At 64.3% G+C, this 26,156-nt stretch carries 26 protein-coding genes and 1 tRNA gene; 8 read left to right on the top strand and 19 right to left on the bottom strand.

Features of this window, described 5'->3' with window-relative positions; translation table 11 throughout:
• Positions 1–11: 11 nt before the first annotated feature.
• From pqqF to nahK, 4 genes are all read left to right on the top strand, one after another.
• Positions 12–2,552 carry a pyrroloquinoline quinone biosynthesis protein PqqF gene (gene pqqF / locus UIB01_RS11865; protein ID WP_038660568.1) on the top strand — a complete coding sequence of 847 codons (2,541 nt, stop codon included), beginning with the start codon at positions 12–14 and terminating at the stop codon, positions 2,550–2,552.
• 250 nt (positions 2,553–2,802) lie between these two features.
• The gene (locus UIB01_RS11860) at positions 2,803–3,990 is read left to right on the top strand and encodes a porin (RefSeq protein WP_038660565.1); all 1,188 of its coding nucleotides are present in this window, start codon (positions 2,803–2,805) and stop codon (positions 3,988–3,990) included.
• Positions 3,991–4,317: 327 nt separating this feature from the next.
• Positions 4,318–5,481, top strand: coding sequence for a nitric oxide-sensing protein NosP (gene nosP, locus UIB01_RS11855; protein WP_038660562.1), 1,164 nt, complete (start codon positions 4,318–4,320; stop codon positions 5,479–5,481).
• Positions 5,450–8,050, top strand: a complete 2,601-nt coding sequence (gene nahK, locus UIB01_RS11850) for a hybrid sensor histidine kinase/response regulator NahK/ErcS' (RefSeq protein ID WP_038660559.1) — start codon at positions 5,450–5,452, stop codon at positions 8,048–8,050. The genes nosP and nahK overlap by 32 nt, the downstream gene beginning before the upstream one ends.
• A 119-nt stretch (positions 8,051–8,169) precedes the next feature.
• Here the strand turns inward: nahK and UIB01_RS11845 are convergent, their stop codons facing one another.
• The 6 genes from UIB01_RS11845 to tusD all read right to left on the bottom strand — a co-directional run bounded on the left by UIB01_RS11845 (position 8,170) and on the right by tusD (position 11,634).
• Positions 8,170–9,186 carry a glutathione S-transferase family protein gene (locus UIB01_RS11845; protein WP_038660556.1) on the bottom strand — a complete coding sequence of 339 codons (1,017 nt, stop codon included), beginning with the start codon at positions 9,184–9,186 and terminating at the stop codon, positions 8,170–8,172.
• Positions 9,187–9,268: 82 nt separating this feature from the next.
• Positions 9,269–10,252: a glycosyl transferase family protein gene (locus tag UIB01_RS11840; RefSeq protein WP_038660553.1), complete on the bottom strand. Its 984-nt coding sequence runs from the start codon at positions 10,250–10,252 to the stop codon at positions 9,269–9,271.
• Entirely contained in the window at positions 10,249–10,584 is a 336-nt protein-coding gene (locus UIB01_RS11835; RefSeq protein WP_038660550.1) for a TusE/DsrC/DsvC family sulfur relay protein, read from the bottom strand. Before UIB01_RS11835 ends, UIB01_RS11840 begins: the two co-directional genes overlap by 4 nt.
• Positions 10,581–10,883 carry a sulfurtransferase complex subunit TusB gene (gene tusB, locus UIB01_RS11830; RefSeq protein ID WP_038660547.1) on the bottom strand — a complete coding sequence of 101 codons (303 nt, stop codon included), beginning with the start codon at positions 10,881–10,883 and terminating at the stop codon, positions 10,581–10,583. Before tusB ends, UIB01_RS11835 begins: the two co-directional genes overlap by 4 nt.
• Positions 10,883–11,242 carry a sulfurtransferase complex subunit TusC gene (tusC, locus tag UIB01_RS11825; RefSeq protein ID WP_038660545.1) on the bottom strand — a complete coding sequence of 120 codons (360 nt, stop codon included), beginning with the start codon at positions 11,240–11,242 and terminating at the stop codon, positions 10,883–10,885. The genes tusB and tusC overlap by 1 nt, the downstream gene beginning before the upstream one ends.
• Positions 11,242–11,634: a sulfurtransferase complex subunit TusD gene (tusD, locus tag UIB01_RS11820; protein WP_038660542.1), complete on the bottom strand. Its 393-nt coding sequence runs from the start codon at positions 11,632–11,634 to the stop codon at positions 11,242–11,244. The genes tusC and tusD overlap by 1 nt, the downstream gene beginning before the upstream one ends.
• A 227-nt stretch (positions 11,635–11,861) precedes the next feature.
• On the opposite strand from tusD, the gene UIB01_RS11815 reads away from it, so the two are divergent.
• A complete protein-coding gene (locus tag UIB01_RS11815) occupies positions 11,862–13,130 on the top strand; it encodes an MFS transporter (RefSeq protein ID WP_038660539.1) in 1,269 nt (422 codons plus the stop codon).
• 109 nt (positions 13,131–13,239) lie between these two features.
• On the opposite strand, the gene UIB01_RS11810 is transcribed toward UIB01_RS11815, so the two are convergent.
• Positions 13,240–13,908, bottom strand: a complete 669-nt coding sequence (locus UIB01_RS11810; protein WP_038660536.1) for a Bax inhibitor-1/YccA family protein — start codon at positions 13,906–13,908, stop codon at positions 13,240–13,242.
• A 128-nt stretch (positions 13,909–14,036) separates the two neighbouring features.
• Here UIB01_RS11810 and UIB01_RS11805 point away from each other — a divergent pair.
• Both UIB01_RS11805 and UIB01_RS11800 read left to right on the top strand, forming a co-directional pair.
• A tRNA-Ser gene (locus UIB01_RS11805) sits at positions 14,037–14,126 on the top strand.
• A gap of 327 nt (positions 14,127–14,453) precedes the next feature.
• The gene (locus tag UIB01_RS11800; protein ID WP_038660533.1) at positions 14,454–14,726 is read left to right on the top strand and encodes a DUF1652 domain-containing protein; all 273 of its coding nucleotides are present in this window, start codon (positions 14,454–14,456) and stop codon (positions 14,724–14,726) included.
• On the opposite strand, the gene UIB01_RS11795 is transcribed toward UIB01_RS11800, so the two are convergent.
• From UIB01_RS11795 to glnT, 3 genes are all read right to left on the bottom strand, one after another.
• Positions 14,727–15,335 (bottom strand): TetR family transcriptional regulator, encoded by a 609-nt coding sequence (locus UIB01_RS11795; protein WP_038660530.1) that lies wholly within the window; start codon positions 15,333–15,335, stop codon positions 14,727–14,729. It lies immediately after the preceding gene.
• 63 nt (positions 15,336–15,398) lie between these two features.
• A complete protein-coding gene (locus UIB01_RS11790; RefSeq protein ID WP_038660527.1) occupies positions 15,399–16,463 on the bottom strand; it encodes a putative urea ABC transporter substrate-binding protein in 1,065 nt (354 codons plus the stop codon).
• A 15-nt stretch (positions 16,464–16,478) separates the two neighbouring features.
• Complete coding sequence (gene glnT, locus UIB01_RS11785) at positions 16,479–17,843, bottom strand: type III glutamate--ammonia ligase (RefSeq protein ID WP_038660524.1); 1,365 nt, start codon at positions 17,841–17,843, stop codon at positions 16,479–16,481.
• 142 nt (positions 17,844–17,985) lie between these two features.
• Between glnT and UIB01_RS11780 the strand changes: the two genes are divergently transcribed.
• Complete coding sequence (locus UIB01_RS11780; protein ID WP_038660520.1) at positions 17,986–19,008, top strand: alpha/beta fold hydrolase; 1,023 nt, start codon at positions 17,986–17,988, stop codon at positions 19,006–19,008.
• 3 nt (positions 19,009–19,011) lie between these two features.
• Here UIB01_RS11780 and UIB01_RS11775 read toward each other — a convergent pair whose 3' ends face one another.
• From UIB01_RS11775 to UIB01_RS11735, 9 genes are read right to left on the bottom strand one after another with little or no spacing between them, the layout of a single operon-like run.
• Positions 19,012–19,851, bottom strand: a complete 840-nt coding sequence (locus UIB01_RS11775) for an ABC transporter ATP-binding protein (RefSeq protein ID WP_180983603.1) — start codon at positions 19,849–19,851, stop codon at positions 19,012–19,014.
• Positions 19,852–19,853: 2 nt separating this feature from the next.
• Positions 19,854–20,735, bottom strand: a complete 882-nt coding sequence (locus UIB01_RS11770; RefSeq protein ID WP_038660514.1) for an ABC transporter permease — start codon at positions 20,733–20,735, stop codon at positions 19,854–19,856.
• Positions 20,732–21,541 (bottom strand): hypothetical protein, encoded by an 810-nt coding sequence (locus UIB01_RS11765; protein ID WP_038660511.1) that lies wholly within the window; start codon positions 21,539–21,541, stop codon positions 20,732–20,734. The genes UIB01_RS11770 and UIB01_RS11765 overlap by 4 nt, the downstream gene beginning before the upstream one ends.
• The gene (locus UIB01_RS11760; protein WP_038660508.1) at positions 21,538–22,320 is read right to left on the bottom strand and encodes an N-acyl homoserine lactonase family protein; all 783 of its coding nucleotides are present in this window, start codon (positions 22,318–22,320) and stop codon (positions 21,538–21,540) included. The genes UIB01_RS11765 and UIB01_RS11760 overlap by 4 nt, the downstream gene beginning before the upstream one ends.
• The gene (locus UIB01_RS11755; RefSeq protein WP_038660506.1) at positions 22,317–22,973 is read right to left on the bottom strand and encodes a cysteine hydrolase family protein; all 657 of its coding nucleotides are present in this window, start codon (positions 22,971–22,973) and stop codon (positions 22,317–22,319) included. Before UIB01_RS11755 ends, UIB01_RS11760 begins: the two co-directional genes overlap by 4 nt.
• Positions 22,970–23,731 carry a creatininase gene (locus tag UIB01_RS11750; protein WP_038660503.1) on the bottom strand — a complete coding sequence of 254 codons (762 nt, stop codon included), beginning with the start codon at positions 23,729–23,731 and terminating at the stop codon, positions 22,970–22,972. The genes UIB01_RS11755 and UIB01_RS11750 overlap by 4 nt, the downstream gene beginning before the upstream one ends.
• Positions 23,728–24,612, bottom strand: a complete 885-nt coding sequence (locus tag UIB01_RS11745) for a DMT family transporter (protein WP_038660501.1) — start codon at positions 24,610–24,612, stop codon at positions 23,728–23,730. The genes UIB01_RS11750 and UIB01_RS11745 overlap by 4 nt, the downstream gene beginning before the upstream one ends.
• Positions 24,609–25,367, bottom strand: a complete 759-nt coding sequence (locus tag UIB01_RS11740; protein WP_038660498.1) for an SDR family NAD(P)-dependent oxidoreductase — start codon at positions 25,365–25,367, stop codon at positions 24,609–24,611. The genes UIB01_RS11745 and UIB01_RS11740 overlap by 4 nt, the downstream gene beginning before the upstream one ends.
• A complete protein-coding gene (locus UIB01_RS11735) occupies positions 25,367–26,155 on the bottom strand; it encodes an SDR family NAD(P)-dependent oxidoreductase (RefSeq protein ID WP_038660495.1) in 789 nt (262 codons plus the stop codon). Before UIB01_RS11735 ends, UIB01_RS11740 begins: the two co-directional genes overlap by 1 nt.
• Between the last annotated feature and the right edge of the window lies 1 nt (position 26,156).

Here is a 26,156-nt window from a genome sequence, read left to right as displayed (position 1 = left end):
GAGTGCAATCCATGACGCCGGACAGCGTTGCGTCTGACCTGCTTCCAGTACGCCGGGTGCTGCCCAACGGGCTGCGACTGGGCTATATCCAGCTACCTGTGGGTAGTCAGGCCGCTGCCTTGGTTCGCGTACATGCCGGGGCGCACGACACGCCGTCTGAATATCCGGGACTTGCGCATTTTCTCGAGCATCTGTTGTTTCTCGGCAGCCAGGCCTATGCCGCGACTGACAGCCTGATGCCGTTCGTGCAGGGGCGTGGCGGTCAGCTCAATGCGTCGACCCGTGAGCGCCACACCGATTTCTTCTTTCAGGTAGCGACCGAGACGTTCGGCGAAGGACTCCGGCGCCTGCTCGATATGCTTGCCCGGCCCCTGCTCGACGAAGCAGCGCAGTTGCGCGAGCGCGAGGTTTTGCAAGCGGAGTTCCTCGCCCGAGGGCGGGACCGTGAAACGCTATGCGACGCCGCAATCGGCACGGCACTTAGCGCTGCGCATCCCTTTGCCGCTTTCCATGCGGGCAATCGCGACACCCTGCCTGTAGAGGCCGCTGCGTTCCAGCAGGCACTCAAGGGCTATCACCAGCGCTTCTATCACACCGGGCAGATGGAGCTGCTGGTCGCCGCGCCTTGCAGCATTGAGCAGCTGCTGGAACTGCTGCAATGCAGCGAATGCCAGTTGCCTGTTGCTCCTGCCGTGGCGAGGCCGCTGGCGCCGTTGCGCGCGGACGATGGGGCTGTGTTGCATCTTGAGGTCGATGGTGCGCGGCCATGCCTGAATCTGGCGTTCGCGCTGGATGGGCTGCCGGATCAGGCCTGCGTGGCGCTGGATGTTCTGGGGGCGTGGTTGGCATCGCAGGCCAGCGGCAGCCTTAGTGCGGTATTACGCGAGACCTGCTGGTGCGACGCGCTGGCGTTGCGGGTGCCGTACTGGCATGACGGGCAGGGCGTGGTCGTCATCGAGGCGCAGCTGACCGAGCAGGGCATGGCGGATCGCGCAGAGGTCGTCGCGGCGGTTCGCAGCTGGCTGCAGTTCATGACGTTGCAGGCGCCCTGGGCCGAGTTATGGGACGAGTATGTGCAGATCCGTCAGCGCGGGCTGCTGGGCAAGGAACCCCTGGCGCTGTTGCGCTACTGGATCGACCCGGCAGCCTGGGCGCCGTCGATCGCTACGGATCGGGTCCGGCAAGCACTGCAGGCGCTTGGCACCCAGATCACTGAGGCAAAGCCTATTGTCCTCACCGTGGATGGCGTGGGCGGCAATCAGTGCGCGAGCATCGCCAGCACCCAAACAGGGTTCGCATTGCGACTGGCGCCGGAGCGGTGGCCCGTGGCTGGCGACCGGGCATGGCAGTGGCGACTGGCAGCGCGCAACCGCTGGCTGAGCGCACATGCCCGGCCGCGGGTTGCGCCAGTTGCAGTGCCAGCCTTGTGCTGGTTGGAACATGACGACGATTCGCGCGGGCAGGGCGCGCTTTACCTGCGCTGGCAATTCGCAACGGATCGACCTCCGGCTGGGCTCTGGCATGCGCTCCATGCCGCGCTGCAGGTGCACATCGTTGCCGCTGTCCAGGCGGGTGTCGAACTGCGCTTCGATGACCTGGGTAGCAGCTGGAGCCTCATGCTGTTCGGCTATGCCGAGGCGTTGCCGCTCGTGTTGCAGGACCTGCTCGACGTGCTCAAAGCACCACCAATCGAGGCTTTCGATAACGGTCAGCGCCTGCTCGGCGAGGCGACGGCGCCGGGTGCGAACGAGCTGCTGATACGGCAACTCCTGCGACGCTTGCCGATGTTGGTCGAGCCAGCAGCAGTTGAGGACCATGCCGTGCCGGATCAGCCTGCTCTGGAGCGGGTATGGCAAGGTGCGCCATGGGATGCGTTGGCGGTGGGTCTTCCTGCCCATCTGAGCGGGCCGTTGCAGGACGTGCTGGCGGCAATGCCCGGCCGGAGCGAGCTGCCTGTCGAACGGCAGACGGGACATCCTCTGCGCTATCAGTGGTCTCGCTTCGGCAATCCAGGCGTCGAGACCGCACTGGTGTTGTTCTGTCCGTTACCCGTTCGTAGCGCCGCAGTCGAGGCGGCCTGGCGTCAGCTGGCACGACTGATGGAAGGTAGCTTCTTCCGTCGTCTGCGCAGTGAGCTGCAGCTTGGCTATGCGGTGTTCTGCGGCTTTCGCCAACTCGGTGAACGCAGCGGAATCATCTTTGCGGTGCAGTCGCCTAGCGCGTCGGCCGCCGAGATTCTCGGCCATATGGAAGTCTTTCTCGAATCCTTTGCAGCCAGTCTGGAAACGCCATCAGCCGACCTGTTGCAGGTCCTCTGCGCTGGTGAGTCGGCCAATGGGCTGAGCCGCGATCTTCGTCGGCGCGCCGAGGCTGTCTGGCAGGCACGCCTGGCGGGCTGTGACGCCGAACACCCGGCGGCGGTCGCGGCGGCGATTGCTACTGTCGATGTCGTCGATGTTCGCCTCCAGCTCCGGTCGCTGCGTGCGGCGGAGGGCGGCTGGCATGTCGTCGCCAATGCCGATGCACCGGATGGGCGCTGGCAGCAGCGCTGAGCGATCCAGTTCGACCTGAATGCCGGTCCTTGAGCAGCCCCATGTCGTTCAGCAGGACGGCGGTCGCTGCTTTGGGTGTACGACCTAAGCGCAGCGGCTCAGCCGCACGGATGAAATGCTTTGCATGCAAGACTGCACCCGCGGCGAAAGTACTAGCCTTTCGCCGCCATCGCAGCGTATGTCCGCTTTGATGGGCTTTCGATAATCGCTCCCGTCACGACTGCTTGTCGTCAATACCGCGGAGAGCGCCATGCACAACAACAAGAAAGCCGTATCAACCCTGTTGCCACTGGTCCTGGCCAGTGCCGTCGCCATGACAGTGAGCCAGTCGGCTGTTGCCGAAATCGTGCTTTACGATGAGAACGACACAACCTTCTCCACCGATGGTTACTTCAACACCTTCTACGTCCACAGCGACGTGGAGCGGGACGGCGAGCAGTTCGATCGCAAGCAGTCGCGGGTGAAGATGGGCTTCCTGCCCAACTGGATCGGCTTCAACTTCGGCAAGCAGGTCGGCGACCTCAAGCTGGGTGGTCGCTCGTCGTTCTGGGTCTCGATCAACGACAGCGATACCAATGGCACCGAAACCGGCATCGATGTTCGTCAGTTCTACGCCACCGTTGCCAACGATCAGTGGGGTGAGGTGCTGTTCGGTAAGGACTTTGGCCTGTTCGGTCGCTCCAACATCCTGCTCGATGAACTGCTCAGCGGTTATGGTCAGGTGAGCGACACCCTGGGTCTGGTTGATGGTGGTGGCGTGTCCTTCGGCAACATCGGTACCGGCTATCCGTACCCGTTCCCGACCTCGCAGATCACTTACCGCTCGCCGAAGATGAACGGTCTGCGCATCGCTGCCGGCGTCATGGACCCGGTTGACACTACCAGCGACACCAGCACTGCCCTGGACAAGGCCTACCAGGAAGCGCCGCGCTTCGAAACCGAAATCACCTACGAGTTCGACCTGGGCGGCACCCAGTTCTACACCTGGATCAACGGCATGCAGCAGAGCTCGGACAACACCGACAGCAGCATCGAAAAAGTCGATTCGAAGGGCCTCGGTTATGGCGTACAGGCCAAGATGGGCAACCTGTCGCTGACCGCCTCGGGCTTCCAGGCAGAAGGCATCAACCCGTTCTTCACCAATAACGCCGGCGAGGCACTGCTGCGCGAAGTGGATAGCGACGGCTACCTGCTGCAGGGCTCCTACCGTTTCGGCAAGAACCGTGTAGCGCTGTCCTACGGCAAGACCAAGGATGACGGCAATGGCCTGGGCAGTGCGGCTGATTATGAAACCCGCGGCATCGCGCTGTTCCACAGCATCAATGACAACCTGACGCTGGTTGCCGAGCTGAATCAGTTCGAGATCGAAGGTCGCGATACCCCGACGCTGGATGAGGAAACCCGCACCTTTGCAGTGGGCGCCGCGCTCAGCTTCTAAGTCGCTGGAAACAGGGCGCGGATGGCAGCCGAACCGTAGGTCGCGCCAGCCGTTGCGATGCAGTGGAGCGTACGTTGATCGTCCCCACGCCCTGACTGCAGCGACTACCGCTGCATCCTGAAAGGCTGGTACCCGTGAGGGGCCAGCCTTTTTGCTGTCTGCGCATCCCGAGAGGGATGCTGTCCGCAGCGGAACTGATCGCAGCCAGCGTTGTTTTGTCGCGATGCTACCTAGGCAGGCCTTTACCGGTACTCAAGTAGCATTTTCGTCCCATATGCCCTGCCTAAGAATGGGGTCATCCGATTCAAGTGGTGCGGGGTGCCGTGCGTGACTGATGAACAAGGCGAAGTAATACGCACGGCGATGTCCGACGCCCGGCTACCCGAAACGGTGGCACAAGACCTGGCGCGCCAACTGATGCATCCGCATCTGGGCTTCGTGCTGTTCTTCTGTTCGGCTGAATACGACCTGCCGGCGCTGGGCGATGCGCTGCGTCAATACTTCGGTGGCGTGCGTCTGGTCGGTTGCACCTCGGCGGGCGAGATTACCTCCCAGGGCTACGGTCGCAGCTGCGTGACAGCGGTTGGTTTCGACCATCGCAGCTTCTCCATTGCCTGCGAGCTGATCGACGAGATGGATCGCTTCAGCCTGATCGAGGCGCAGCAGCTGGTCGAACGTCTGGGCAGTGACTGCCGCAGCAACTCGCTGGCGCCGATCAAGGACCACAGCTTTGCGTTGACTCTGCTCGACGGGCTATCCAGTCGCGAGGAGGTGGTGCTCTCGGCACTGAGCGCCGCCTTCGGCAGCATCCCGCATTTCGGTGGCTCAGCCGGCGACGACAACCACCTCAGCGATACCTATGTGTATTACGACGGCCGTTTCTACAGTGGCGCGGCGATCGTGGTGCTGATCAACACTTGGCTGGATTTCGAGGTGTTCACCACCCATCACATCCTGCCGCTGGAAGACAAACTGGTGGTGACCCGCGCCGACAGCAACAGCCGGCGAGTCTACGAGCTGAACGCCGAGCCGGCCGCGGAGGAATATGCCCGGCTGATCGGTGTGCCGGTAAGCGATCTCGATCACCGCTTGTTCGCGGCCCATCCGCTGGCGGTGCGGATCAACGAGCACTACTACGTGCGCTCGATCCAGAAGGTCAACGAGGACATGAGCCTGACCTTCTATTGCGCCGTGGAGAACGGCATCGTGCTCACCGCCATGGAACCCGGCCCGCTGATGCCGAATCTGGAAGCCCTGTTCGAGCGGCTGGAACAGCGCCTCGGGCCGCCGCTGCTGACCATTGGTTGTGACTGCTTCTTGCGCCGGCTGGAAATCGAGGGCAACGACACCAGCGAACAGACTTCGGCTTTTCTCCGACGCCAGCAGGTGATCGGCTTCAACACCTACGGAGAGCAGTTCAATGGCATGCACATCAACCAGACCTTCACCGGTGTCGCCATTGGCCGACCCGGAGGCCGGGCAGGTCGCTGAGCTGCTGGCACGGCAGGCCGAACTCGAGCGAGAGAACCACAAACTCAAACGCATCAACGCTGCCCTGATTGAGCGCGTGGAATCCAGCGGTGCCGGACGGGATGCCTCTTACGCGGCCTTCCAGCATTCGGTGGAATTGGCCGAGCAGGTCCGCGAGCGCACCGATGCCCTGAATCAGGCAATGGCCGAACTCAAGGGCAGCAACCAGCTGCTCAGCGATGCGCGGTTGCGCGCGGAAACCGCGCACCAGCACCTGGTCGACGCCATCGAGAGCATCTCCGACGCTTTCGTGCTGTTCGACCGCGACCAGCGCATCGTCCTCTTCAATCGCCGCTTCAAGTCGCTGTGGACACGCACGCGCGCGCGCATCAACGCCGGCACGCGGCTGGCGGAGGTGCGGCGGCTGGCGGAAAGCACCGGGCTGATCGTCGAGGAACACCGCGGCAAGGGCGACGAGCCGACGGTGTATCGGCTGAACAACGGGCGCTGGGTGCAGGTCAGTGAGCGCCCGACCCGCGAAGGCGGTCTGGTCATCCTCTACACCGACATCACCGAAGTGAAGGTCAGCGAAACCATGCGCCGCGAGCAGGCGCTGGCGCAGAAGTCGCGGCTGCTGCAGCGCGCGGTGGACAACCTGTCCCAGGGCGTCGCCATGGTCAGCGCCGAAGGCGCGCTGGAACTGTGGAATCGGCGCTTTCTTGAACTCTGCGGGCTGGCGCCGATCGAGGCGCATCGGCCGTTCGAGGAGGTCATGGCCGACAGCGAGCTGACCCTGCTCACGCCCAACAGCCGCGATGCCCGCGGCCGGCCGATTCGCGAGCTGGAACAGCGGCTGTTCGACGGGCGAGTGCTGGAAATTCGCACCCACGCGCTGCCCACCGGCGGCTTCGTCAATACTTTCACCGATATCACCGAGCGCTACCGCCATGCCGAGGCGCTGCGCGAGAGCGAGCGCTGGATTCGCCTGATCACCGACCACGTGCCGGCGCTGATTGCCTATGTCTCGGCCGATCTTACCTACGAGTTCACCAACAAGGTCTACGAGGAGTGGTACCGCTGGCCCAGCGACGGCATGCTCGGCCAGTCCCTGCGCGAGGTCCACAGCGGCGAGCATTGGCGGCAACTGGAGCCTTACATCGATCGCGCACTGTCCGGCGAAAGCGTAAGTTTCGAAATGGCCGAGCGCAACCATGCCGGCCAGCAGCGCTACATGCTGCGCTCCTATGTGCCGAACCGGCAGGCCAATGGTGAGGTGGCCGGTATCTTCGTGCTGATCCAGGACATCACCGACCGCCGGCGCACCGCCGAGGCGCTGCATCAGGCCTACCAGAACCTCGAACAGCGCGTGCGAGAGCGCACTGCCGAGTTGACCAGTCTCAACGACCAGCTGTTGCGCGAGATCGACGAGCGCAGTCATGCCGAGGCGCGGCTGCGCGAGGCCAAGCGCGAAGCGGAAGTGGCCAACCTGTCCAAGACCAAGTTCCTCGCGGCGGTCAGCCACGATCTGTTGCAGCCGCTCAACGCTGCACGGTTGTTCACCAGCGCCTTGCTCGAACAGCCGGGCGCGCTCAATGGCGGGTTGATCCGCAATATCAGCAATTCGCTGGAAGACGTAGAAAACCTGCTCGGCACGCTGGTCGATATTTCCAAGCTGGATGCCGGCGTGATCAAGCCGGATATCGCCCCATTTGCCGTCAGCGAGCTGCTGGAAAACCTCGCCATGGAGTTTCGCCAGATCGCCGGGGCCGAGCAGCTGCAGCTGGATTTCATTCCCTGTTCGGCACTGGTGCGCAGCGATATCCAGCTGCTGGCGCGCATCCTGCGCAATCTGCTGACCAATGCCATTCGCTACACGCCCAAGGGGCGCGTGCTGTTGGGCTGCCGCCGGCATCGGCAGAGCCTGTCCATCGAAGTGTGGGATACCGGCGTCGGCATCGCCTCGGACAAGCTCGAGGAGATCTTCCAGGAATTCAAACGCGGGGAGGGCGTACGGCCGAATCAGGATCGCGGGCTGGGCCTAGGCCTCGCCATCGTCGAGAAGATCGCGCGCATCCTCGGTCATCGGATTCGTGTCACTTCGCAACCGGGACGTGGCTCCTGCTTCGCCATCGAGGTGCCGCTGGCCAAGCGCGCGCCCAAGGCACGCCCGGAGCCAAGCACCACGGAACTCGTACTGCAGCGCCTGCAGGGCGCCCGGGTATGGGTGCTGGATAACGATACTGCGATCTGCGCCGGCATGCGCACGTTGCTGGAAGGCTGGGGTTGCAAGGTCATCACGGCGCTGTCCGAGGAAGACCTGGCGCGGCAGGTCGACAACTTCCATGCTGAAGCCGACCTGATGATTGCCGATTACCACCTCGACAACGGCCACACCGGCATCGACGTCGTCGCCACCGTCAACGCGCGACGCGCCAGCCCGTTACCGGCGCTGATGATCACTGCCAACTACAGCAACGAACTCAAGCAGCAGGTGCGCGAGCTCGGGCATATGCTGATGCACAAACCGGTGCGGCCGATGAAGCTGAAAACCGCCATGTGCCACATGCTCGAACATGGCAGCGCCGGGTAACTACGCGATCCCGTACAGACCAGACCACGCAATCGCCCCGAGGTCGGGCGTCCCACAAAGGCACCACGTGCGGCACAAAGCTGTGGGAGGCGCGCCCTCGCGGCGATGCTCTTCAAGCTTCACGCTTGCAGCTTCACGCTCTCCCTCGTCCAAATCCCGCGTCCCGGAAGCCGCTCGCGGTCATGCGGTCGGTGCAGCCCAAGGGCTGGCCCTTTGGGAATGATGCCGTTGCCGTTGATCTGACGGTGGCTGGCGTAGTAGTGGCTCTTGATATGGGTAAAGTCCACCGTTTCGGCGATACCAGGCCACTGGTACAGCTCGCGCAGCCAGTTCGACAGGTTCGGATAGTCCTCGATTCGGCGCAGGTTGCACTTGAAATGGCCGAAGTACACCGCATCGAAGCGCACGGCCGTGGTGAACAGGCGCCAGTCGGCTTCCGTCAGATATTCCCCGGTCAGGTAACGCTGTTTGCCCAGCCGCCGCTCGACCCAATCTAGCTCGCGAAACAGCTCGTCGAATGCCTCTTCATACGCCTCCTGTGTGGTGGCGAAGCCGGCGCGGTATACGCCGTTGTTGATGGCCGGATAGATCCGCGCATTGAGCGCATCTATCTCGCCGCGTAGCGGCTCGGGGTAGAAATCCAGGTGCGAGCCGGTGAGGTCGTCGAAGGCGCTGTTGAGAATGCGGATGATCTCGGAAGATTCATTGTTGACGATGCACTGGCGCTCGCGATCCCACAGCAGCGGTACGGTGACGCGCCCGGAGTAGCCGGAATCATCGCGGGTGTAGCGCTGATGCAGAAACTCCAGATTGTCCAGCGCATCGCCGCTGGAGCCGGTGGCCTTGTCGAACGTCCAGCCATTTTCCGCCATCAGCCAGCTGACTACAGACACGTCGATCAGCTTTTCGAGGCCTTTGAGTTTGCGGTAGATCAGTGTGCGATGCGCCCAGGGACAGGCGAGAGAGACGTAGAGGTGGTAGCGGCCAGCCTCGGCTGGAGATGCCGGCTTGCCACCCGGGCCCGGCGAGCCGTCCCGGGTGATCCAGTTGTGACGCTTGGAATGCTCTCGTTCGAATCTGCCGTCGCGGCTTGCGTACCAGCGGTCATGCCACTGGCCATCTATCAGTAATCCCATTTTGTCCTCCTGTTGCGGATAGGAGGCAGTCTAGGAAGCATGGTTCGATTAATGTGACCGAACGGTGGGTTAATCCTATCGCTTAAATCGATGAGTGGCGTGCCTGCCAGTAGGTTCGAGCCTGGGCGAATGCTGCCTCGCGCTCCATCCCCAAGCCGCGCAAGGCAAGCGCCATGGTGGCGATTACCGCCAGTTCGCCGTAGGCATCTTCATGCGCGCCGCTCCAGACCGCGAACAGCTGTTGCGAGTCGAGCTGTGCGGGCTTCACATGCCGGCGCTCGGACAGTGCTGGCCACTCTTCATCCCAGGGCATTCCGCTGGTGGTGCCGTAGAGGTGGGAAATGTTGTCCGGGTTCATCTCGATCTCGCCGCCTTCGCCCTTGATGACGATGGCGTGGTCGCCGAGCAGGGTGCTGGCCTGGCGATGGGCATCCTGATAGCCGGGGTGGAAGATGCTCTGCAGGCCGCAGTGGGCACCGAGCGGATTGAGCAGGCGGGCCAGCGAATGCACCGGCGAGCGCAGGCCGAGCAGGTTGCGCATGTCGATCATGCGCTGCAGAACGGGCATCCAGGCTCCCAGCGGGATAAACGCGAGGTTGCTCTGGTCCAGCGCAGCGCTGACCTGTTGCCAATTCTCGCAGCGACGAATGCCCAGCAGTTCAAGCTGTTGTTCGGTATAGATGCGCCCAGCGGTGTGGGCGCCGCCGCCATGCAGGAGGATGCGCACGCCATTGTTGGCCAGGCATTTGGCTGCCAAGAGATACCAGGGCAGGTGACGCTTCTTGCCGGCATAGCTCGGCCAGTCGAGATCGACCGCGATAGCCGGCGCGTGCACGCGCTCGCGCACGGCCTCCGTGAAGCCGGCCAGCTCTTCGGCACTTTCTTCCTTGTGCCGCAGCAACATGAGGAAGGCACCGAGCTGAGCGTCCTCCACCTTGCCGTCGAGCAGCATGCCCATCGCCTCGCGGGCTTCTTCACGCGTCAGGTCGCGTGCGCCGCGTTTGCCCTTGCCGAGGATGCGCACATACACGGCAAAGGGATGTTCGGCTGGAGTCTCGAGGCTCATAGGCAATTGCTCGGTTTCGGCAGGCCGGCCAGCTTGGCGGCCAGCTTGGCAGGAGTGCCCTTGAACAGGCGGTTGAGGTGCAGGCTGTTGCCCTTTTCCGCGCCGAGTTTCAGGGCGGCGTACTTGATTAATGGACGCGTCGCCGGCGAGAGCTGGAATTCGGCATAGAAGGCGCGCAGCAGGTGGATGATCTCCCAGTGCTCGGCTTCCAGCTCCAGCTCTTCACGGCGCGCCAGCGCTTCGGCAACGGCCTCGTTCCAGTCGGTCAAATCGACCAGGAAGCCGTCCTTGTCCAGCGCGATCTCGCGCCCATCTACGACCAGACTGCTCATAACCAGCTATTGACCCGTTCGTAACGGCAGGTCAGCTCGACAAAGGCGGCATAGTTCAGCAACTGCACCCGCGCGGGCAGGGCATCGAGTGCACGGGCTTGCACGTCTTCCTCCAGCGCGAACACGGCGACCTGTTCCGGCAGGCGCTCCAGTTCGGCCGCAGGCTGTGTGCCTGCCGTCAGGGCGTAGGTCGCGTCGCCGGTCAGCAGCAGGGCGTCGGAATCGGCCAGAAGCGGCAGACAGCTGGCGAAGCGGCTATCGGCAAAAGGCGTGTGGGAAAGCAGATGCAGGGTTGCCATCAGATCGTGATCACATGGTCATAGCGGTTGATCAGGGCACTCAGGCCAGCGTCATCGAGCACCTCGACGGGCAGCGCCAGAGCGGATTCATTCAGGTTGCGCTCGGCCAGGCTGCGGCGTGCCGCGAACAGCGCATCGACACCAAACAACGGCAGCGCCTGCAGATTCGCGGTCAGGTCTTTCTGCTCGAGCGAAGCAGCCCGCTGTGACGCGACGAGCTGGAACACGCCGTCGTCGAGAAACAGCAGCCCCAACGGCAATTCGAACGCCCCACCAGCCAGCACGATGTCCAGCGCCTCGCGCGCCGAGGGGCCAGACCAGGGCGCCTGGCGGCTGATGATAAGCATGGAACGCGCCATCATTGGCCTCCGAAGCAGACGAGTCGATCAGCCTGTTGCGCCGCTTCATGCAGCTGGCCCAGCCCCGACAGCTCCCAGCCGGCGGCAAGATTCGCAGCGGGCCGCTGGTAGCGCTGCGCTTCGCCGGCATCCAGTACGCCGCGACGCAGGCCGGCGGCAATGCAGACCACGCCGTCCAGCTGGTTGGCGCTGACGAAGCGACTCCACTCGGCAGCCACGTCCAGCTCATCCTGGGCCGCGACTATGTTCGCTGAGGCGCTGTGCACGCCGTCCTGATAGAAGAACAAACGGGTGATCTCGTGGCCGCCGGCCAGTGCAGCTTCGGCGAAGCGCAACGCGCGGCGGGCAGCCGGCGAGTGAGGCGGGGCGAACAGAGCGATTACGAATTTCATCGGGGCACCATTGCAGAACAGCCGACATGATACGCCAGCCACGCAGATGGAGAATCCGTCGTCGTTTATTCCAGGGTTCGTTGGTCGGGCAGGCTTCGCGAATTCCCAGCCCTCGAACGGTGCTGGGTGGCGGCCAGCCGGGCGCGTCAGCATTGCTCGCATCTTTGCCGCTCCGGTAGATTGGCCGGCTTTCGGCCCATTGCCGGGCCTGGCCGTCTGGATATCCCATGTCTATTGCCGACGCATCCGCTTTGCCTGATTCCGTCTACCGTCAGCCTGGCTTCTTGCCGTTTCTGATCAGTCGCGTACTGGCCATGTTCGCCGTGCAGATTCTCGCTGTCGTGGTGGCGTGGCAGGTGTACGACATGACCCGTGATCCGCTGTCGCTGGCTTATGTCGGGCTGGCCCAGTTCATCCCGATGTTTCTGCTGCTGATGCCCGCCGGCGATCTGATCGACCGTTACGATCGCAAGCGCATCCTCGCCCTGAGCTGGGCGCTCGAGGCGATCTGTGCGGCGGCTCTGTTGTGGCTCTCGCTCAGCGACGGGGCGGTGCTCAGCTTCTATATCGTTTTGGTCTTCTACGGCTGCGCCCGTGCCTTTACCGGGCCGGCGTTGTCCAGCCTGCTGCCGCAGATCGTGCCGCGCGAGCGCCTGGCTGCGGCCATCGCCGCCAACAGCATGATCGTGCGCGGCTCTACCATCGCTGGGCCAGTGGTTGGCGGCGGCCTGTATGCGCTGGGCGGTGGCGGGTTGACCTACGCAGCCTGTCTGCTGTTCTTCCTTGCGGCGATCCTGCTATTGCAGCGCGTGCCGGTGCGCTACGGCGAGGCAATGCAGGCGCTGGAATCCACGGCCTGGCAGCGTTTCACCGCGGGCATCCACTTCATCCGCTCGCGGCCGATCATTCTCGGAACCATTTCGCTGGATCTGTTCGCCGTGCTGCTCGGTGGCGTAGTCGCGCTGCTGCCGATCTATGCCCAGGAAGTACTGGAAGTCGGCCCGACCGGCCTCGGTGCATTGCGCAGCGCCATGGCTCTCGGTGAAGTGCTGGTGGGCTTCTACCTGAGCACGCGGCCGTTCAACCGCCACGTCGGCATGACCATGTTCATTGCAGTAGCGGTATTCGGCCTGGCGAACATGGTCTTCGCGCTGTCCAGCCTGTTCTGGCTGTCGTTCGCCGCGCTGTTCGTTGCTGGCGGTGCGGATATGGTCAGCATGTACATCCGTTCATCGCTGATCCAGTTCTCTACGCCGGACGCAATGCGCGGGCGGGTCAATGCGGTGAACATGCTGTTTATTGGCTCGTCCAACGAGCTAGGTGAATTCCGAGCGGGCTTTAGCGCCTCCTGGTTTGGCGCGATGCCGGCAGCGCTGCTGGGTAGCCTCTGTACGCTGGCGGTCACCGGCGGCTGGATGCTCGGCTTCAGGAGCCTGCGCCAGGTGAACCGTTTCGAGGATGCCGCGCCCGAGGCCCAGCCCGCCCGTACTGGCTGAGGCGGACTTGCAACCTGGCGTATCGAACGCCCAAACAAAAACACCCTGCGAAAGCGTGGCCTTCGCAGGGTGTCGGGTGCCCGCCTCAGCGGGCGGGCTTACGCCTGAATCAGTCGTCGCCGCCGAAGATGCCCAGCAGCTGCAGCAGGCTGATGAACAGGTTGTACAGCGAAACGAACAGGCCGATGGTGGCCATGATGTAGTTGCGCTCACCGCCGTGGATGATGGCGCTGGTCTGGAACAGGATGCAGGCCGAGGAGAACAGGACGAAGCCGGCGCTGATCGCCAGTTGCAGCCCGGTGATCTGGAAGAAGAAGCCCGCCAGCATGGCACCGATCAGCACGAAGAAGCCCGCGGTGATGAAACCGCTGAGGAAGCTCATGTCCTTGCGGGTGATCAGCACGTAAGCCGACAGACCGAAGAACACCAGGGCGGTCATCGACAGCGCCGAGCTGATCAGCTCACCGCCGTTGGCCAACCCCAGGTACATGTTGAGGATCGGGCCAAGGGTGTAGCCCATGAAACCGGTCAGGGCGAAGGTGGAAACCAGGCCCCATACCGAATTGCGCAGTTTGGCGGTGAGGAAGAACAGGCCATAGAAGCCGATCAGCACCACGAAGATATTCGGGTAGGCGGCATTGGCCTGCATGGCCATGTAGGCGACCAGCCCGCTGAACGCGAGGGTCATGGCCAGTAGCCCGTAGGTGTTGCGCAGGACCTTGCTGACCTCACGCTGTTCGACCTGCGTGTGGCTAAGCGCGTATTCGTGTTCGTGCATGGCGACACTCCTTGGATGAATTCAAGCCTGAGACGATTTGTCCCGGATCATAGCAGAGGCAAGTTGGATGCCTAGCATCAGTGTTTGACAGTGTATTTCTATCCGGTACTATTGCGCCCGCTTTATCCGGAAGTGTGGCCGAGTGGTTGAAGGCAGCGGTCTTGAAAACCGCCGAAGGGGAGACCTTTCCCAGAGTTCGAATCTCTGCGCTTCCGCCATCTGCAAACCTGAAGGCCCCGTATTCCGGGGCCTTCAGCGTTTCTGGGGTGCGCAAATTGGGCCTGTCTGAGTTCCCGATTCGTTCCCATCGCAAGCGTTCGTAGCCACCGTGGCTGCCTCCATTTTCCAGGCCGTAGGTACCGAAGGGTTCTCTCTCTAGCGGCTGTATCTAGCACTGTTCTGGTGCGCCGTAGCCGCGCGGGCGGTGTAAGCGACAGCACTTCAACCAGAATCGATTACGCCTGTGGCGGAGTTGGCAATTGCCACCAGAGCCTGGGTGCCTACCGCTGCTAGAATCCGCCGCCTGACAGAGGGAGTTGTCATTCATGAAACGCTTCAGGCAACCGGAAGCCTTCGCGATGGTGCAGCAGTACTACGCGCCGCTGCTGTTCAGTGCGCGAATGGATTCGCCATCCACGATACGGGTGATGCTGATAGACGAGGCAGCCGGTGAGTCGTTACTGCTGACCGGCCTACCGTGTCGCATATCTCTTTCCCAGGCCGACATTACCGGCCTGATCAACACCATTGATCTGGATGCCGCTGCGCTTCGGCCTGCGTTGTTGAGCAAGCTCAAGCGCCCGCGCCTATTGGGTTGATCAATCTGTGTTAGCGGCAGGCGCTACCAGCGCCAACAGGCTGCATACCATGCAGGGCGCCTGTTCTCTGAGCGAGAACAGCTTCGGTGACAGCAGCCAGGTGTGGGTGATGCCCATCAGGCTCGAATAGAGCAGCACGGCGAGCGAGCGCGCCGATTCTTCGTTCGCTTGCACCTTTGCGATCATTTCTTCCAGCAATTGCACCATGGTCCGCGTCAGCTTGCGCTCGCGTTTCAGCGTGCTGGCCATCTGCGCGGTGAGCTCAGTCTTGTTCAGCAGGATCTCGAAGGACTGGCGATACCAGCGCTCCTCCAGCAGCAGGCGAAACCATTCCGTGATGAAGTGTTCCAGCGCGGCGCGCGGATCGGCGGCAAGTTCTCGGCTCTGTTCGATCAGCCGCTCCAGTGGCACCTGGGAATAGCCAAGGACTGCTTCGTAGAGTTCGTCCTTGCTCTTGAAATGCCAGTAGATCGGCCCGCGGCTGAAGCCGGCGGCTTCGGCGATCATTGCCAGGGTGGTATTGGAGTAGCCGTTGCGACTGAACAGCTCGAGTGCCGCGGCGATCACCTTGAGGCGGGTCTGTTCGGCGTCTTCTTTGGTACGGCGCATGGGGCTCCTCGAATGCGCAGCGGCCACGCAGCGTGCCGTTTCCGGACGCTGCGTGGCAAGGCTTTACAGCGCGCCGTCGGCGGCCATTTGCATGTAGCTGGTGTCGAAGCGCAGCTTCAGGTTGCCCTGGTCGCCGAGCGTGCCCTTGGGCATGGCAATACCGACGAAGTCCGCCGAGTCGGCACCGTCGCCCAAGAGACCATGATCGAAGGAGAATTTGCGCACGCTGTCCATGGCTTCATGGGCCTGTTCGCCGGAAATGAAGGCGATCGCTTCGGCTGGCTGGAAGAACATATGGGTGCCCTCGAGCTGCGCCTCGTAGCCGGCCTGGTCGGTACCCGATGCAGCTCCCAACTGGGCACGCAGCTCGGCGCCTTCCGGCGTATCGCTGGCCATGATTGCCATCACCTCGTACCAGGCGCCGGTGACGGCCTTGCCGAAGGCCGGATTGTCGGCCAGCGTCTCGCTGTTGACGATCAGCAGGTCCTTGACATGGCCCGGCACGCTGGCCGAGTCGAAGACCTGATGTGCATCCGGTGTGGCGGCGACTTCCTGCAGCAGCGGACTCCAGGTCGCCACGTTGCGCACGTCGGCCGTGCTGAAGGCAGCGACGATGTCGGCGTCCGAGGTGTTGACCACCTTCACGTCCTTCTCCGAAAGACCGACGCTGTCCAGCGCCTTGGCCAGTATGTAGTGCGACACCGACAGTTCGACCAGGTGCACCTGCTGGCCCTTGATCTGCTTGAGGTCGCTGGTGCCTTTCATTACCAGCCCGTCGTTGCCGTTTGAGTAACTGCCGACAATCAGTGCGGTGGTATCGACGCCACCTGCCGCCGGGATGGACAGCGCATCCATGCTGGTGGCGACCACGCCGTCGAACTGACCGGCGCTGTACTGGTTGATGGATTCGACATAGTCGTTGATCTGGCTGATGTTCACCTCGATCCCGTACTTGTCGGCCCACTTCTTCATGATTCCGGACTCGTCGGCGTACTTCCAGGGCATCCAGCCGACGTAGATGGTCCAGGCCAGGTTGAAGGTTTTCTTCTCCTCGGCCTGGGCGAACGGGGAAAGAGCGGCGAGGGCAATGGCCCCGGCGCAGAACAGTTTTTTCATGGTGCCGTGCATGGTGAGACTCCCTGTTCAGAAAAATTTCAGATAGCGCTGGATTTCCCAGTCGGAAACGTGGGTGTGGTAGGCATTCCATTCGTCGCGCTTGAAGTCGACGAAGGCCTGGTACATCGCATCGCCGAACACCTGGCGCGACAGCGGGTCGGCCTCGAAGGCGTCGATGGCTTCGCTGAGGGTGCGCGGTAGGGTTTCGATACCCATCTGCGCCACTTCCTGTTCGCTGTAGTGGTACATGTTCTCGCGGTGCGGCTGGCCCGGATCGAGCTTGTCGCGGATGCCTTCGAGACCGGCGGCGAGGATCATCGCGGCGCCGAGATAAGGGTTGCAGCCGATGTCAGCGGCGCGGCATTCGACTCGCGCGCCCTGGGACGGGATGCGCAGCATATTGGTGCGGTTGTTGTTGCCGTAGCAGCAGAACACCGGGGCCCAGGTCGAGCCGGACATGGCGCCCTTGCGGATCAGCCGCTTGTAGCTGTTGACCGTCGGCGCGATGACGGCGCAGATGGCTTTGGCGTGCTTCAGCACCCCGGCGATGAAGTGATAGGCCAGCGGGGTCACGCCGCAGCCATAGGTGTCTTCGCCATCGACTTCGAAGAGGTTCTTGCCGGTTTCGATGTCGGCCAGCGACATGTTGTAGTGCGCGCCGCTGCCGGTGCGGTTGGCCGAGGGCTTGGGCATGAAGGTGGCAAAGGCGCCGTGCTTGCGGGCGATTTCGTTGGCCATCATGCGGAAGAACACGAAACGGTCGGCCATGCCGAGGGCGTCGGTGTACTTGAAGTCGGTTTCGAACTGGCCGTTGGCGTCCTCGTGGTCGAACGAGTAGACGCCCCAGCCCATCTCGTTCATGGCCTGCACCAGTTCGTCGACGATAGGCAGGTTGTCCATCAGCAGACGCGGGTCGTAGCACGGCTTGGCCATGTCGTCGCGCTCGGAGATCGGCGCGAAGCCGCCATCCGGGGTGTCCTTGAACAGGAAGAATTCGGTCTCGATGCCGAGGTTGAAGGTGTAGCCGAGCTCGGCGGCGGCTTCGGTCTGGCGCTTGAGGATGCCGCGCGAGCAGGCTTCGAACGGTTTGCCATCGAGGTACAGATCGCTGGCGAACCAGGCCAGGTCGCGGTTCCAGCTGCACTGGGTGGCGGTGGCCGGGTCGGGCATGGCAGCCACTTCGTTGTCGCTGATCTCCTGCGGCACGCCATCCAGCGCTGCGCCGGTATAGAGCTCCGAGCCACGCAGCATCTGGCCGAGGTGGGCGAGCGGAACGAACTTGCCTTTGATCACGCCGTGGATGTCGACGTAGCTGGCCATCGCGTATTTCACGCCCTTGTCCTGCAACTGCTGCTTCAGCTCCTCGACGGAGGAGAGGGGAAAGCTGGTCATTGGCTTGTGCTCCTTGGAGTCATGAATGGCGGCCGGGGCCGCTGGCACGATTCCTTCATCCAATATACATGCCAGCGTGTATAGAAACGGGCCGCCGCTGGTTTCGCCTCGTCCCCGTTTCGTAGATGCCGGAGTCGTGTAGATGATTGAAATAAAAAGGGAAAAGAAGTTTTTCGCGCTGGGCGAAATCCGCCTCGAAAGCGGCGAGCGTCTGCGCAACGCGCAGCTTTGCTATCAGGTGGTGGGTACGCCGAACCGCTCGCGGGACAACCTGGTGCTGATTCCGAGCTACTACGGCGGCACACATTGGGGCAGCCTGCCCCTGCTTGGTGCAGATGGGCCCTTGGCGGGTGGCGATTACTGCGTCGTGCTGACCAACCTGTTCGGCGCCGGCTGGTCGACCTCGCCGAGCAACGCCGCACCCGGCCAGGGCGGAGCGGACTTCCCGCGGGTCAGCTTGCTGGACAACGTAAGAGCGCAAAAGGCGCTACTTGACCGGCTGTATGGTGAAGACTGGCAGCTCGCTCTGGTGACCGGCTGGTCCATGGGCGGCATGCAGACACTTTTCTGGGCGATGGCCTATCCCGAGCGGGTGCGCGCCATCCTGCCGTTCTGCTGCACGGCGCACTGCTGGCCGCACAACCGGGTGTTTCTCGAGGGGGTCAAGGCGGCGCTCTGCGCCGACGCCGCCTGGCTGGGTGGTCGCTACAGCGTGCCGCCGGAACGCGGCCTGCGGGCTTTCGGCCGCGCCTATGCCGGCTGGGCCTATTCGCAAGCGTTCTATCGTCACGAGCTGTGGCGCGAGCTGCGCTTCGAGAGCCTCGAGGCGCTGCTCGACTACTGGGAGCAGGATCATCTGGAACAGGACGCCAACGACCTGCTCTGCGTGCTGCATACCTGGCAGTCGGCCGACCCGGCCCGCAGCTTCGGCGATGGCTCGCTGGCCGAAGCGCTGGGGCGCATCCGCGCGCGAGCCATCCTCATGCCCGGCAGCAGCGATCTGTATTTCACCGTCGAGGATGCCCGCCACGAGGCCTCGCTGATTCCCGGTGCCGAACTGCGGGTGCTGGAATCGGACTGGGGTCATTGCGCCGGTGGGCCCGGCCGTAGCGCGGCGGCCATGCAGCAGGTGTTCGCAGCGATGGCCGAGCTACTCGGGCGCTAGCCTTCAGCCGGCCACGGCGCTGAGTTTGGCCAGCTGCTCAAGGTCGGTCTGCATGCCAGAGGTTTCGCGGATGCGGGCGAGGATCTCGCGCTTGAGTTCGGTGAATTCCGGCGCGAGCTTCATGTCCTGATGCCGCTGGGCTGGCAGCGGCACCTCGTAGATGGAATCGATACGCCCGGGACGTGGCGCCATCAGCACAATGCGGCTGCCGAGATAGATGGCTTCCTCGACATCGTGGGTGACGAACAGGATGGTGCTCTTCTCCAGCCTGTGCACGTGACGGATCAGGTCGTGCATGACCTCGCGGGTCTGCGCATCCAGCGCGCCGAACGGTTCGTCCATCAACAGCGTCGCGGGCTTGGGGAGCAGGGCGCGCGCAATGGCAACGCGCTGCTGCATGCCGCCAGAGAGCTGGCTGGGATAGGCATCGGCGAAGCGCGTTAGGCCCATCAGGTTGAGCAGGGCGTCGGCGCGGCCGGCGGCGGACTCCACGTCACCGTCATGGCGCACCGTGTCGCCGATCACCTTTAGCTGGCGGCAGAACTTGATGTTCTGCATCACCGTCAGCCAGGGGTAGAGGCTGTAGTGCTGGAAGACCATGGCGCGGTCGACGCCAGGGCCGTCGATAGGCTTGCCGTCGAGCAGGATTTCGCCGCGGCTCAGCGTTTCCAGCCCCGCGATGATGCGCAGCAGGGTGGATTTGCCGCAGCCCGAGGCGCCGACGAAGGTGACGAACTCGTTGGGCTGGATGTCCAGGTCGATCGACTGCAGCGCCTGCACCTCGCGGCGCTCGCTGACAAAGGTCTTGCCGACCTGGCGTACACGAATCTTGGCATCGGACATGGTCATTTCCTCATCCAGGGAAAGGCGCGGCGGTGCAACCAGCGGAAGGCCTGATCGGTAAGCAGGCCGATCAGGCCGATCAGCAGGATGCCGGCGAAGATCTTGTCGGTGTGCATGTAGCGCTGCGCCTTGAGGATGGCGTAGCCGAGGCCGGAGTTAGCCGCGACCAGTTCGGCCACCACCAGGTAGGTCCAGGCCCAGCCGCAGGTGATGCGCAGGGTGTCGAGCAGCGCCGGTTTGGCCGACGGCAGGATCACCAGCTTGACGATCTCGCCCCGATTGGCGCCCATGGTCTGCGCCGCCTCGATCTGCGCCATGGGCACACGGCGCACATCCTCGGCGACCATCAGCACCATCTGGAAAAAGGTGCCGATGAAGATGATCAGCACCTTGGAGCCTTCGTCGATGCCGACCCAGAGCATCACCAGCGGAATGAATGCCACTGCGGGCATGTAGCGGATGAAATCGGTGAGCGGTTCGAGAAAGGCCTGCACCGGCCGGTAGGTGCCGATGTACAGCCCCAGCGGCAGGGCGATCAGCGCCGAGGCGCCGAAGCCCGCCATGACCCGCCAGACGCTGATGCCGATGTCCCCCAGCAGCCCCTCGCTGGTCCACCAGCGGCCGATGCGTTCGAGCACTGCGCCGGGGCTGGGCATGAACATCGGGTCGGCGAGGCCAAGCGCGGTCCACAGCCACCAGATGATGAAGGGCAGGCTCAGCCCGGCGCCGGTTAGCAGCCAGGCGCTGCGCCGGGATATCTCGCCGCGAATGCGCCAGAAACTGCCTTTGCGCACCACCTGCTCCGCGGCCGGTGCAGCGGGCGCTGGCGGTTGCGTCTGCTGCGCGACGGTGGCCGTGCTGGGAATGCTGAGCTGTGCGGTCATGCGGGAACCTCCTGCATAGCGGTGGGCACATCCAGTTCGACGCGTTGCCAGCCGCCGGCCGCCGGATAGCGACCGAGGGCGGCGAGGTCTGCGGCCGGCAGGCTGGCGGGGTCGGCGAAGTTCCAGTAGCTCGACAGCAGGGCGTCGCCGACGCGGCCGGGCAGCGTCGAGTGGGTGATTTGCCAGGGTGTTGCGCCGTTGCGGTGGCGGCCGAAGGACAGCTCGCAGGCCAGCAACTGTGGCCGCAGCGCGGGGCCGACGGCGGCCAGTTGGTCACGCAGATGGCCTGTGCTGGCCGGCAGCAGAATCGGGCGCTCGGCAGCGAACAGGAAGTAGTCGCCCGCCACCAGCAGGCAGGCCTGGCGAGCTGGCTGCTCCGCCGCACACAGCCAGATGCCCCAGTTGCGCCCCTGTGATTCAGGCAGGCGCTGCCAGATTTCGTGATAGCTGCCGTCCAGCCCGTCTTCCAGCAGCCGGTCCGGGCTCTCGAAGCGCATCAGACCGATATCCGCAGGTCCGCCCGGTGGCTGGAAATCGATCAGCCTGTGCCACTGGCAGATATCGCCGTTGACCTCGGTGATGCCGGCGAAGCCAGCCTGTTCGCTCAGGGCCAGCTGCTGGGCATGGCTGCAGGTTTCCAGCGACGCCGCTGCCGGCAGGGGTTGTGGTCGCGGCAGGCGCAGGTCGGCGTGCAGGCTGGCGGTCTGCAGCCAGTACACCTCGCTGGTTTCGTCGCGCAGGCCAGCCGTGGTGGTCAGCAGGCGCCGGCGCCACACGCCGAGATAGGCATCGGGAACGCTCTTCATGCGTGGTACTCCGGGAAGCGTCTGAGGGTGCGCCAGAAGGCCATGTCGTGATTCGGCCAGATCGCGGCGTCGGTTTCGGCAGCGGTGGCCTTGAGCTTGCGGATACTGGCCAGCGCCAGGTCTTCGCGATCCTGCCAGCAGAGGCCAGGCGCGACTTCGTCGACCAGGTTCTCGCTCAGGTCCGCAGCGTCCCCGGCGAGTATCACCGGCTTGCCGTGGGGCAGTTCGATCAGCAGCGACATGTGGCCGGCGGTGTGCCCGGGTGTATTGATGGCGCGCAATCCGGGCAGCAGCTCGTATTCGTCGCGCTGCGGCTTCCAGTGATGCTCGCCGGCAAAGTCATCGGCGAAATAGGCGTCGTCCGCCTGGGCGCGGGCGGCGGCGAGTTCCGCTTCGTGTACATGCACGTCGCAGCCGCACAACTCGCACAGGCCGCCGGCGTGATCGAAATGCAGATGACTGAGGAAAACCAGGTCGATATCCGCTGGCGTAAGCCCATGCCGGGCGAAGTGGGCGGGTAGCCGCTGCTCCTCGGTCATCTCGGGCGGCCCCATGGGAAATTCCACCGGATCGAACCAGCGTGCCCGCAGTAGCGGATCGCTGAGCTTGGCATAGTCGCAGCCGACGTCGAACAGCACGCGACCCTGTCGGGTTTCGATTAGGAAGGCGAGGATCGGTGCATCGATCAGCGTGCCCTGGCCGCGATTGCGGGTGGAAATCGACTTGTCGTAGCGATGCGTGGCCGTCAGCAGCGGCCAGAGCTTCAGCACATCGGTCATGCGGCACGCTCCAGGCACCGCAGCAGGCTGGCGCCGTCGGTCACGCTGCCGAACAGCCCGCCTTCGACCTCGATCATCGCCAGTGCAGCGGCGTGCAGCTGTGGATCGGATGAGGCACAGGCATCGCTGATGCTCAAGCAGTCGAAGCCCAGATCGATTGCCTGGCGCAGCGTCGAGGACACGCAGACCTCGGTGGTGACGCCGGTCAGGATCAGTTGCTCGATGCCGCGACGGCGCAGGATCAGCTCCAGATCGGTGTGGGCAAAGGCGCTGTAGCCGGGCTTGTCTATCACCGGCTCGCCAACGCGCGGCTGCAGTTCGTCGATCAGGTCGTGACCGAATTCGCCACGCACCAGCAGGCGGCCGAGGGGGCCGGGGCTGCCGATGGGGGCGCCGGTAGCTTCGGCGCGGCGGCGTTTGGGCTCGGGCAGGTCGGAAAGATCCGGACGATGCCCCTCGCGGGTGTGCACGACCAGCATGCCGAGACTGCGAGCGCGATCCAGCAGTGCCTGGATCGCCGGGATCGGTGCGCGCAGGCGGCTGACGTCCATGCCGGCCTGGTCGGCGTAGCCGCCTAGGGCGCAGAAGTCGCGCTGCATGTCGATCACCAGCAGCGCCGTGCGCCCGGGGTGCAGGTTCGTCGTCAGGCTCACAGGGCAAACTCCTTGCACACCGCGGCGGCGATGCCGTCGACAATGTCTTCGGCCAGGCGCTGGCCTTTCGCCGCGCTGGAGCCCTTGGCCGAGGACAGCACGCCGGAAGGCGGCACCCACTCGGTCCGAGTGGGATACATGTCGTAGGGCGGGAAGTCGGCCGGGGCGTCGTCCGGAATCTTCTCCAGCGCCACCAGTTGTGGGTGGAAGTGCAGCATCAGCGAGGTCTCGATCACCGCGGCATGCTCCAGGGCGAAACCGGGGAAGCCGTCGGGGAAGACATCAGTGAGAGTCTGCTCGCGGCAGAAGTCCCAGTGCTCCAGGCGCATCACCTCCAGCCCGGCGTTCGGCCCGAGGTCGCGCAGCGCGAGCTGGATGCCCTCGGCGACGAACCACTGATTCTCGTAATGGCCGAGCACCAGCACCAGCCGGCGCACGCCGTGGCGGTGGAACTCCCGCACGGCGTCGCGCACCAGGGCACTGAGGGTCGCGCCATCCAGGCTCGTGGTGCCGCAGAAGTGCTGGCCGCCGCCGCATTTCGGTTGCGACTTGTAGCCGTATGACAGCGCCGGCGCGACCAGACCGCCGACCCGCGCTGCCACTTCGGCGCTGATGGCGCTGGCCAGTAGCGCGTCGGTGCCCAGCGGCAGGTGGGGGCCATGCTGCTCGGTGGCGCCGCAGGGCAGGAAGACCACGGCGCCTTCGCCGATGCGGCGTTCGTAATCGACCCAGCTCAGTTGATCCATGTGCACGCTCATGCGCAGGTGCTCCTAGTCGCGATGGGAAGGGGACGTTCCGGCCAGCCGGCGATCAGCGCGGCAGTGGTGATCAGGGCGGCGCCGAGCCATTCGTTCGGGCCGATGGCGTGGTTGCCAAACCAGGCGGACGACAGCACCGCGGCGATCAGTTCGAACACCACCAGCACCGCGGCGCGACCAGCCTCCAGATGGGTGAGGCCGTACTGCACGGCAGCCATGCTGATCAGCCAGCCGAGGGCGAGCAGGGCGATCTGCCAGGTCAGGGTGAAGTCCAGCGGTGGCGGCGCCTGGCGTAGCAGTAGGCAGAACAGTCCGCCGAGCAGCGCGCTGCCGATGAAACTGACCAGCGCCTTGCTCGCCAGCGGCACCCGGTCAGCAGCGCGGGTGGCGAGGTTGTTGAGGCTGAAGGCGAGGCCGGCAGAAAGTGCCAGCCAGTCGTTCGCACCTGGCGCATCCAGGGCTTCGCCGCTGATGCCGAGGGTCAGGCCGATGCCGAGCATCGCCAGCCCCAGGGCGAACAGCCGCGTGCCGCTGAAGCGTTCGCCTAGCACCAGCCAGCCGCCGACCATCGCCCACACCGGTGCCAGGTAGAACAGCAGCATCACCCGCACCACGTTACCGTCAGCCAGCGCCGTGACCAGTGCTGCGGTGGCCCAGCCGCCGCACAGGCCCATGGTGAGCACTTGGCGATATTGGCTCGCCCACTGCCGGCGCTGCTGCCAGAGCACCGGTAGCGCCAGCAGGCTGAGCAGCGAATAGGTCAGCAGCACCAGCGGCATGCCGGCCAGGCCGCGGGCGGCGAAGAACTGCAGCGGCAGCCAGCCCAGGCCCCACATGATGGCGCCGCCGATCAGCATGCCCTGCGGCATCAGGCTGTTCATGCGCCCATCCAGGAGCCGCCATTGGGCCCAAGCAGCTGTCCGGTGAAATAGCTCGCCTGTGGCGAAAGCAGGAAGACGATGGCGGCAGCAACTTCCTCCGGCGTGCCCAGGCGCGCCATGGGGATCGCGAGCTCCTTGGCCATCCACTCGTCGCTCATGTGCTCCGGGCTGACCATCGCCGTGGCGATGGGGCCGGGTGCGACGCCGTTGACGCGGATGCCGTCTGCAGCGAATTCGCGCGCCAGCGAGCGGGTCAGGCCGATCACCCCGGCCTTGGCGGTGCAATAGGCGGCGTACTGTTCGCGGCCGAGAAATCCGAGGTCCGAGGCGACATTGACGATGGCGCCGCTGCGCCGCGGCTGCATCTGCGACAGCGCATGGCGACAGCAGCGGTAGACGCCACCCAGGTCGACGCCCAGCACCATGGCCCAGTCCGCCTCGCTGGTCTCGAGAAAGGGCTTTTCCAGGATCACCCCGGCGTTGTTCACCAACAGATCCAGCGGCCCGTGCGCCTCGATGGTCTCGAACATCGCCGCGACCGCGGCCGGGTCGCTGACATCCGCCTCGATGGTCCAGGCGTCGCCGCCATTGGCGGTGATCTGCTCGACCAATTGGTTCGCCAGATCATGCTGGTCGCGATGGTTGATCCAGACCCGCGCGCCCTCGGCTGCGAGTGCGAGTGCGGTGGCGCGGCCGATACCGGTCGCCGCACCAGTGATCAGCGCGGTCTGGCCCGCAAAGAGTTTGCTGGCCATCAGTGCATTACCTCGCCATGGCTGACCGACAGCGCCTGGCCGGTCAGGGCGGCGGCCAGCGGTGAGCCGAGAAACAGGAAGGTGCCGCCCAGATCGGCCGGTGTCAGCAGCTCCGGGATGGCCTGGTTGGCGAGGATCGCCGCCAGCTCGGCGCTGTCGCTGCGGCCGTTGGCGTCCGCCATCACCTGCAGCGAGCGCATGGCCGCATCGGTGCCGATCCAGCCGGGGCAGACTGCGTTCACCCGGATGCGCCGCGGGCCCAGCTCCCAGGCCAGCGAGCGGGTCAGGCCGACCACCGCGTGCTTGCTGGCGACATAGGCGGAAAAGCCCGGCACGCCTTTCAGACCCCAGATCGAGGCCTGATTGATCACGCTGGCGCCGGCGCGTAGGCGCGGCAGCAGCGCGCGGGTCAGACGCTGCATGGAACCGACGTTGTTCTCTAGCAGGGCCGACCAGCGCTGGTCGGCATCGAGACTGCATTCGGTCAATGGTGTGGCGTACTCGACGCCGGCGTTGTTGATCAGCACATCGGCAGTCAGGCCGCGACAGGAGAGGTCATCGGCGTAGCGCTGCACCGCCTGGCGATCACCGAGGTCCAGCGCGGTGCAGTGCAGCGGCGTCTCGCCAGCGAGTTCGTCGGCGAGCCGGGCGAGGGCGTCGGCGTCACGGTCCAGCAGCTCCAGCGTCGCGCCAGCGGCGGCGAAGCTCTTTGCCAGGCCGCGGCCGATGCCCCCGGCGGCGCCGGTGATGATCACGCAGCGGCCGCGGTAATCCAGTGCCTTGTGCATG

The sequence above is a fragment of the Stutzerimonas decontaminans genome (assembly GCF_000661915.1).
GTDB lineage: Bacteria > Pseudomonadota > Gammaproteobacteria > Pseudomonadales > Pseudomonadaceae > Stutzerimonas > Stutzerimonas decontaminans.
Note: the sequence above shows the minus strand (reverse complement) of the source record. Positions and strands in the feature narration are given on the sequence as shown.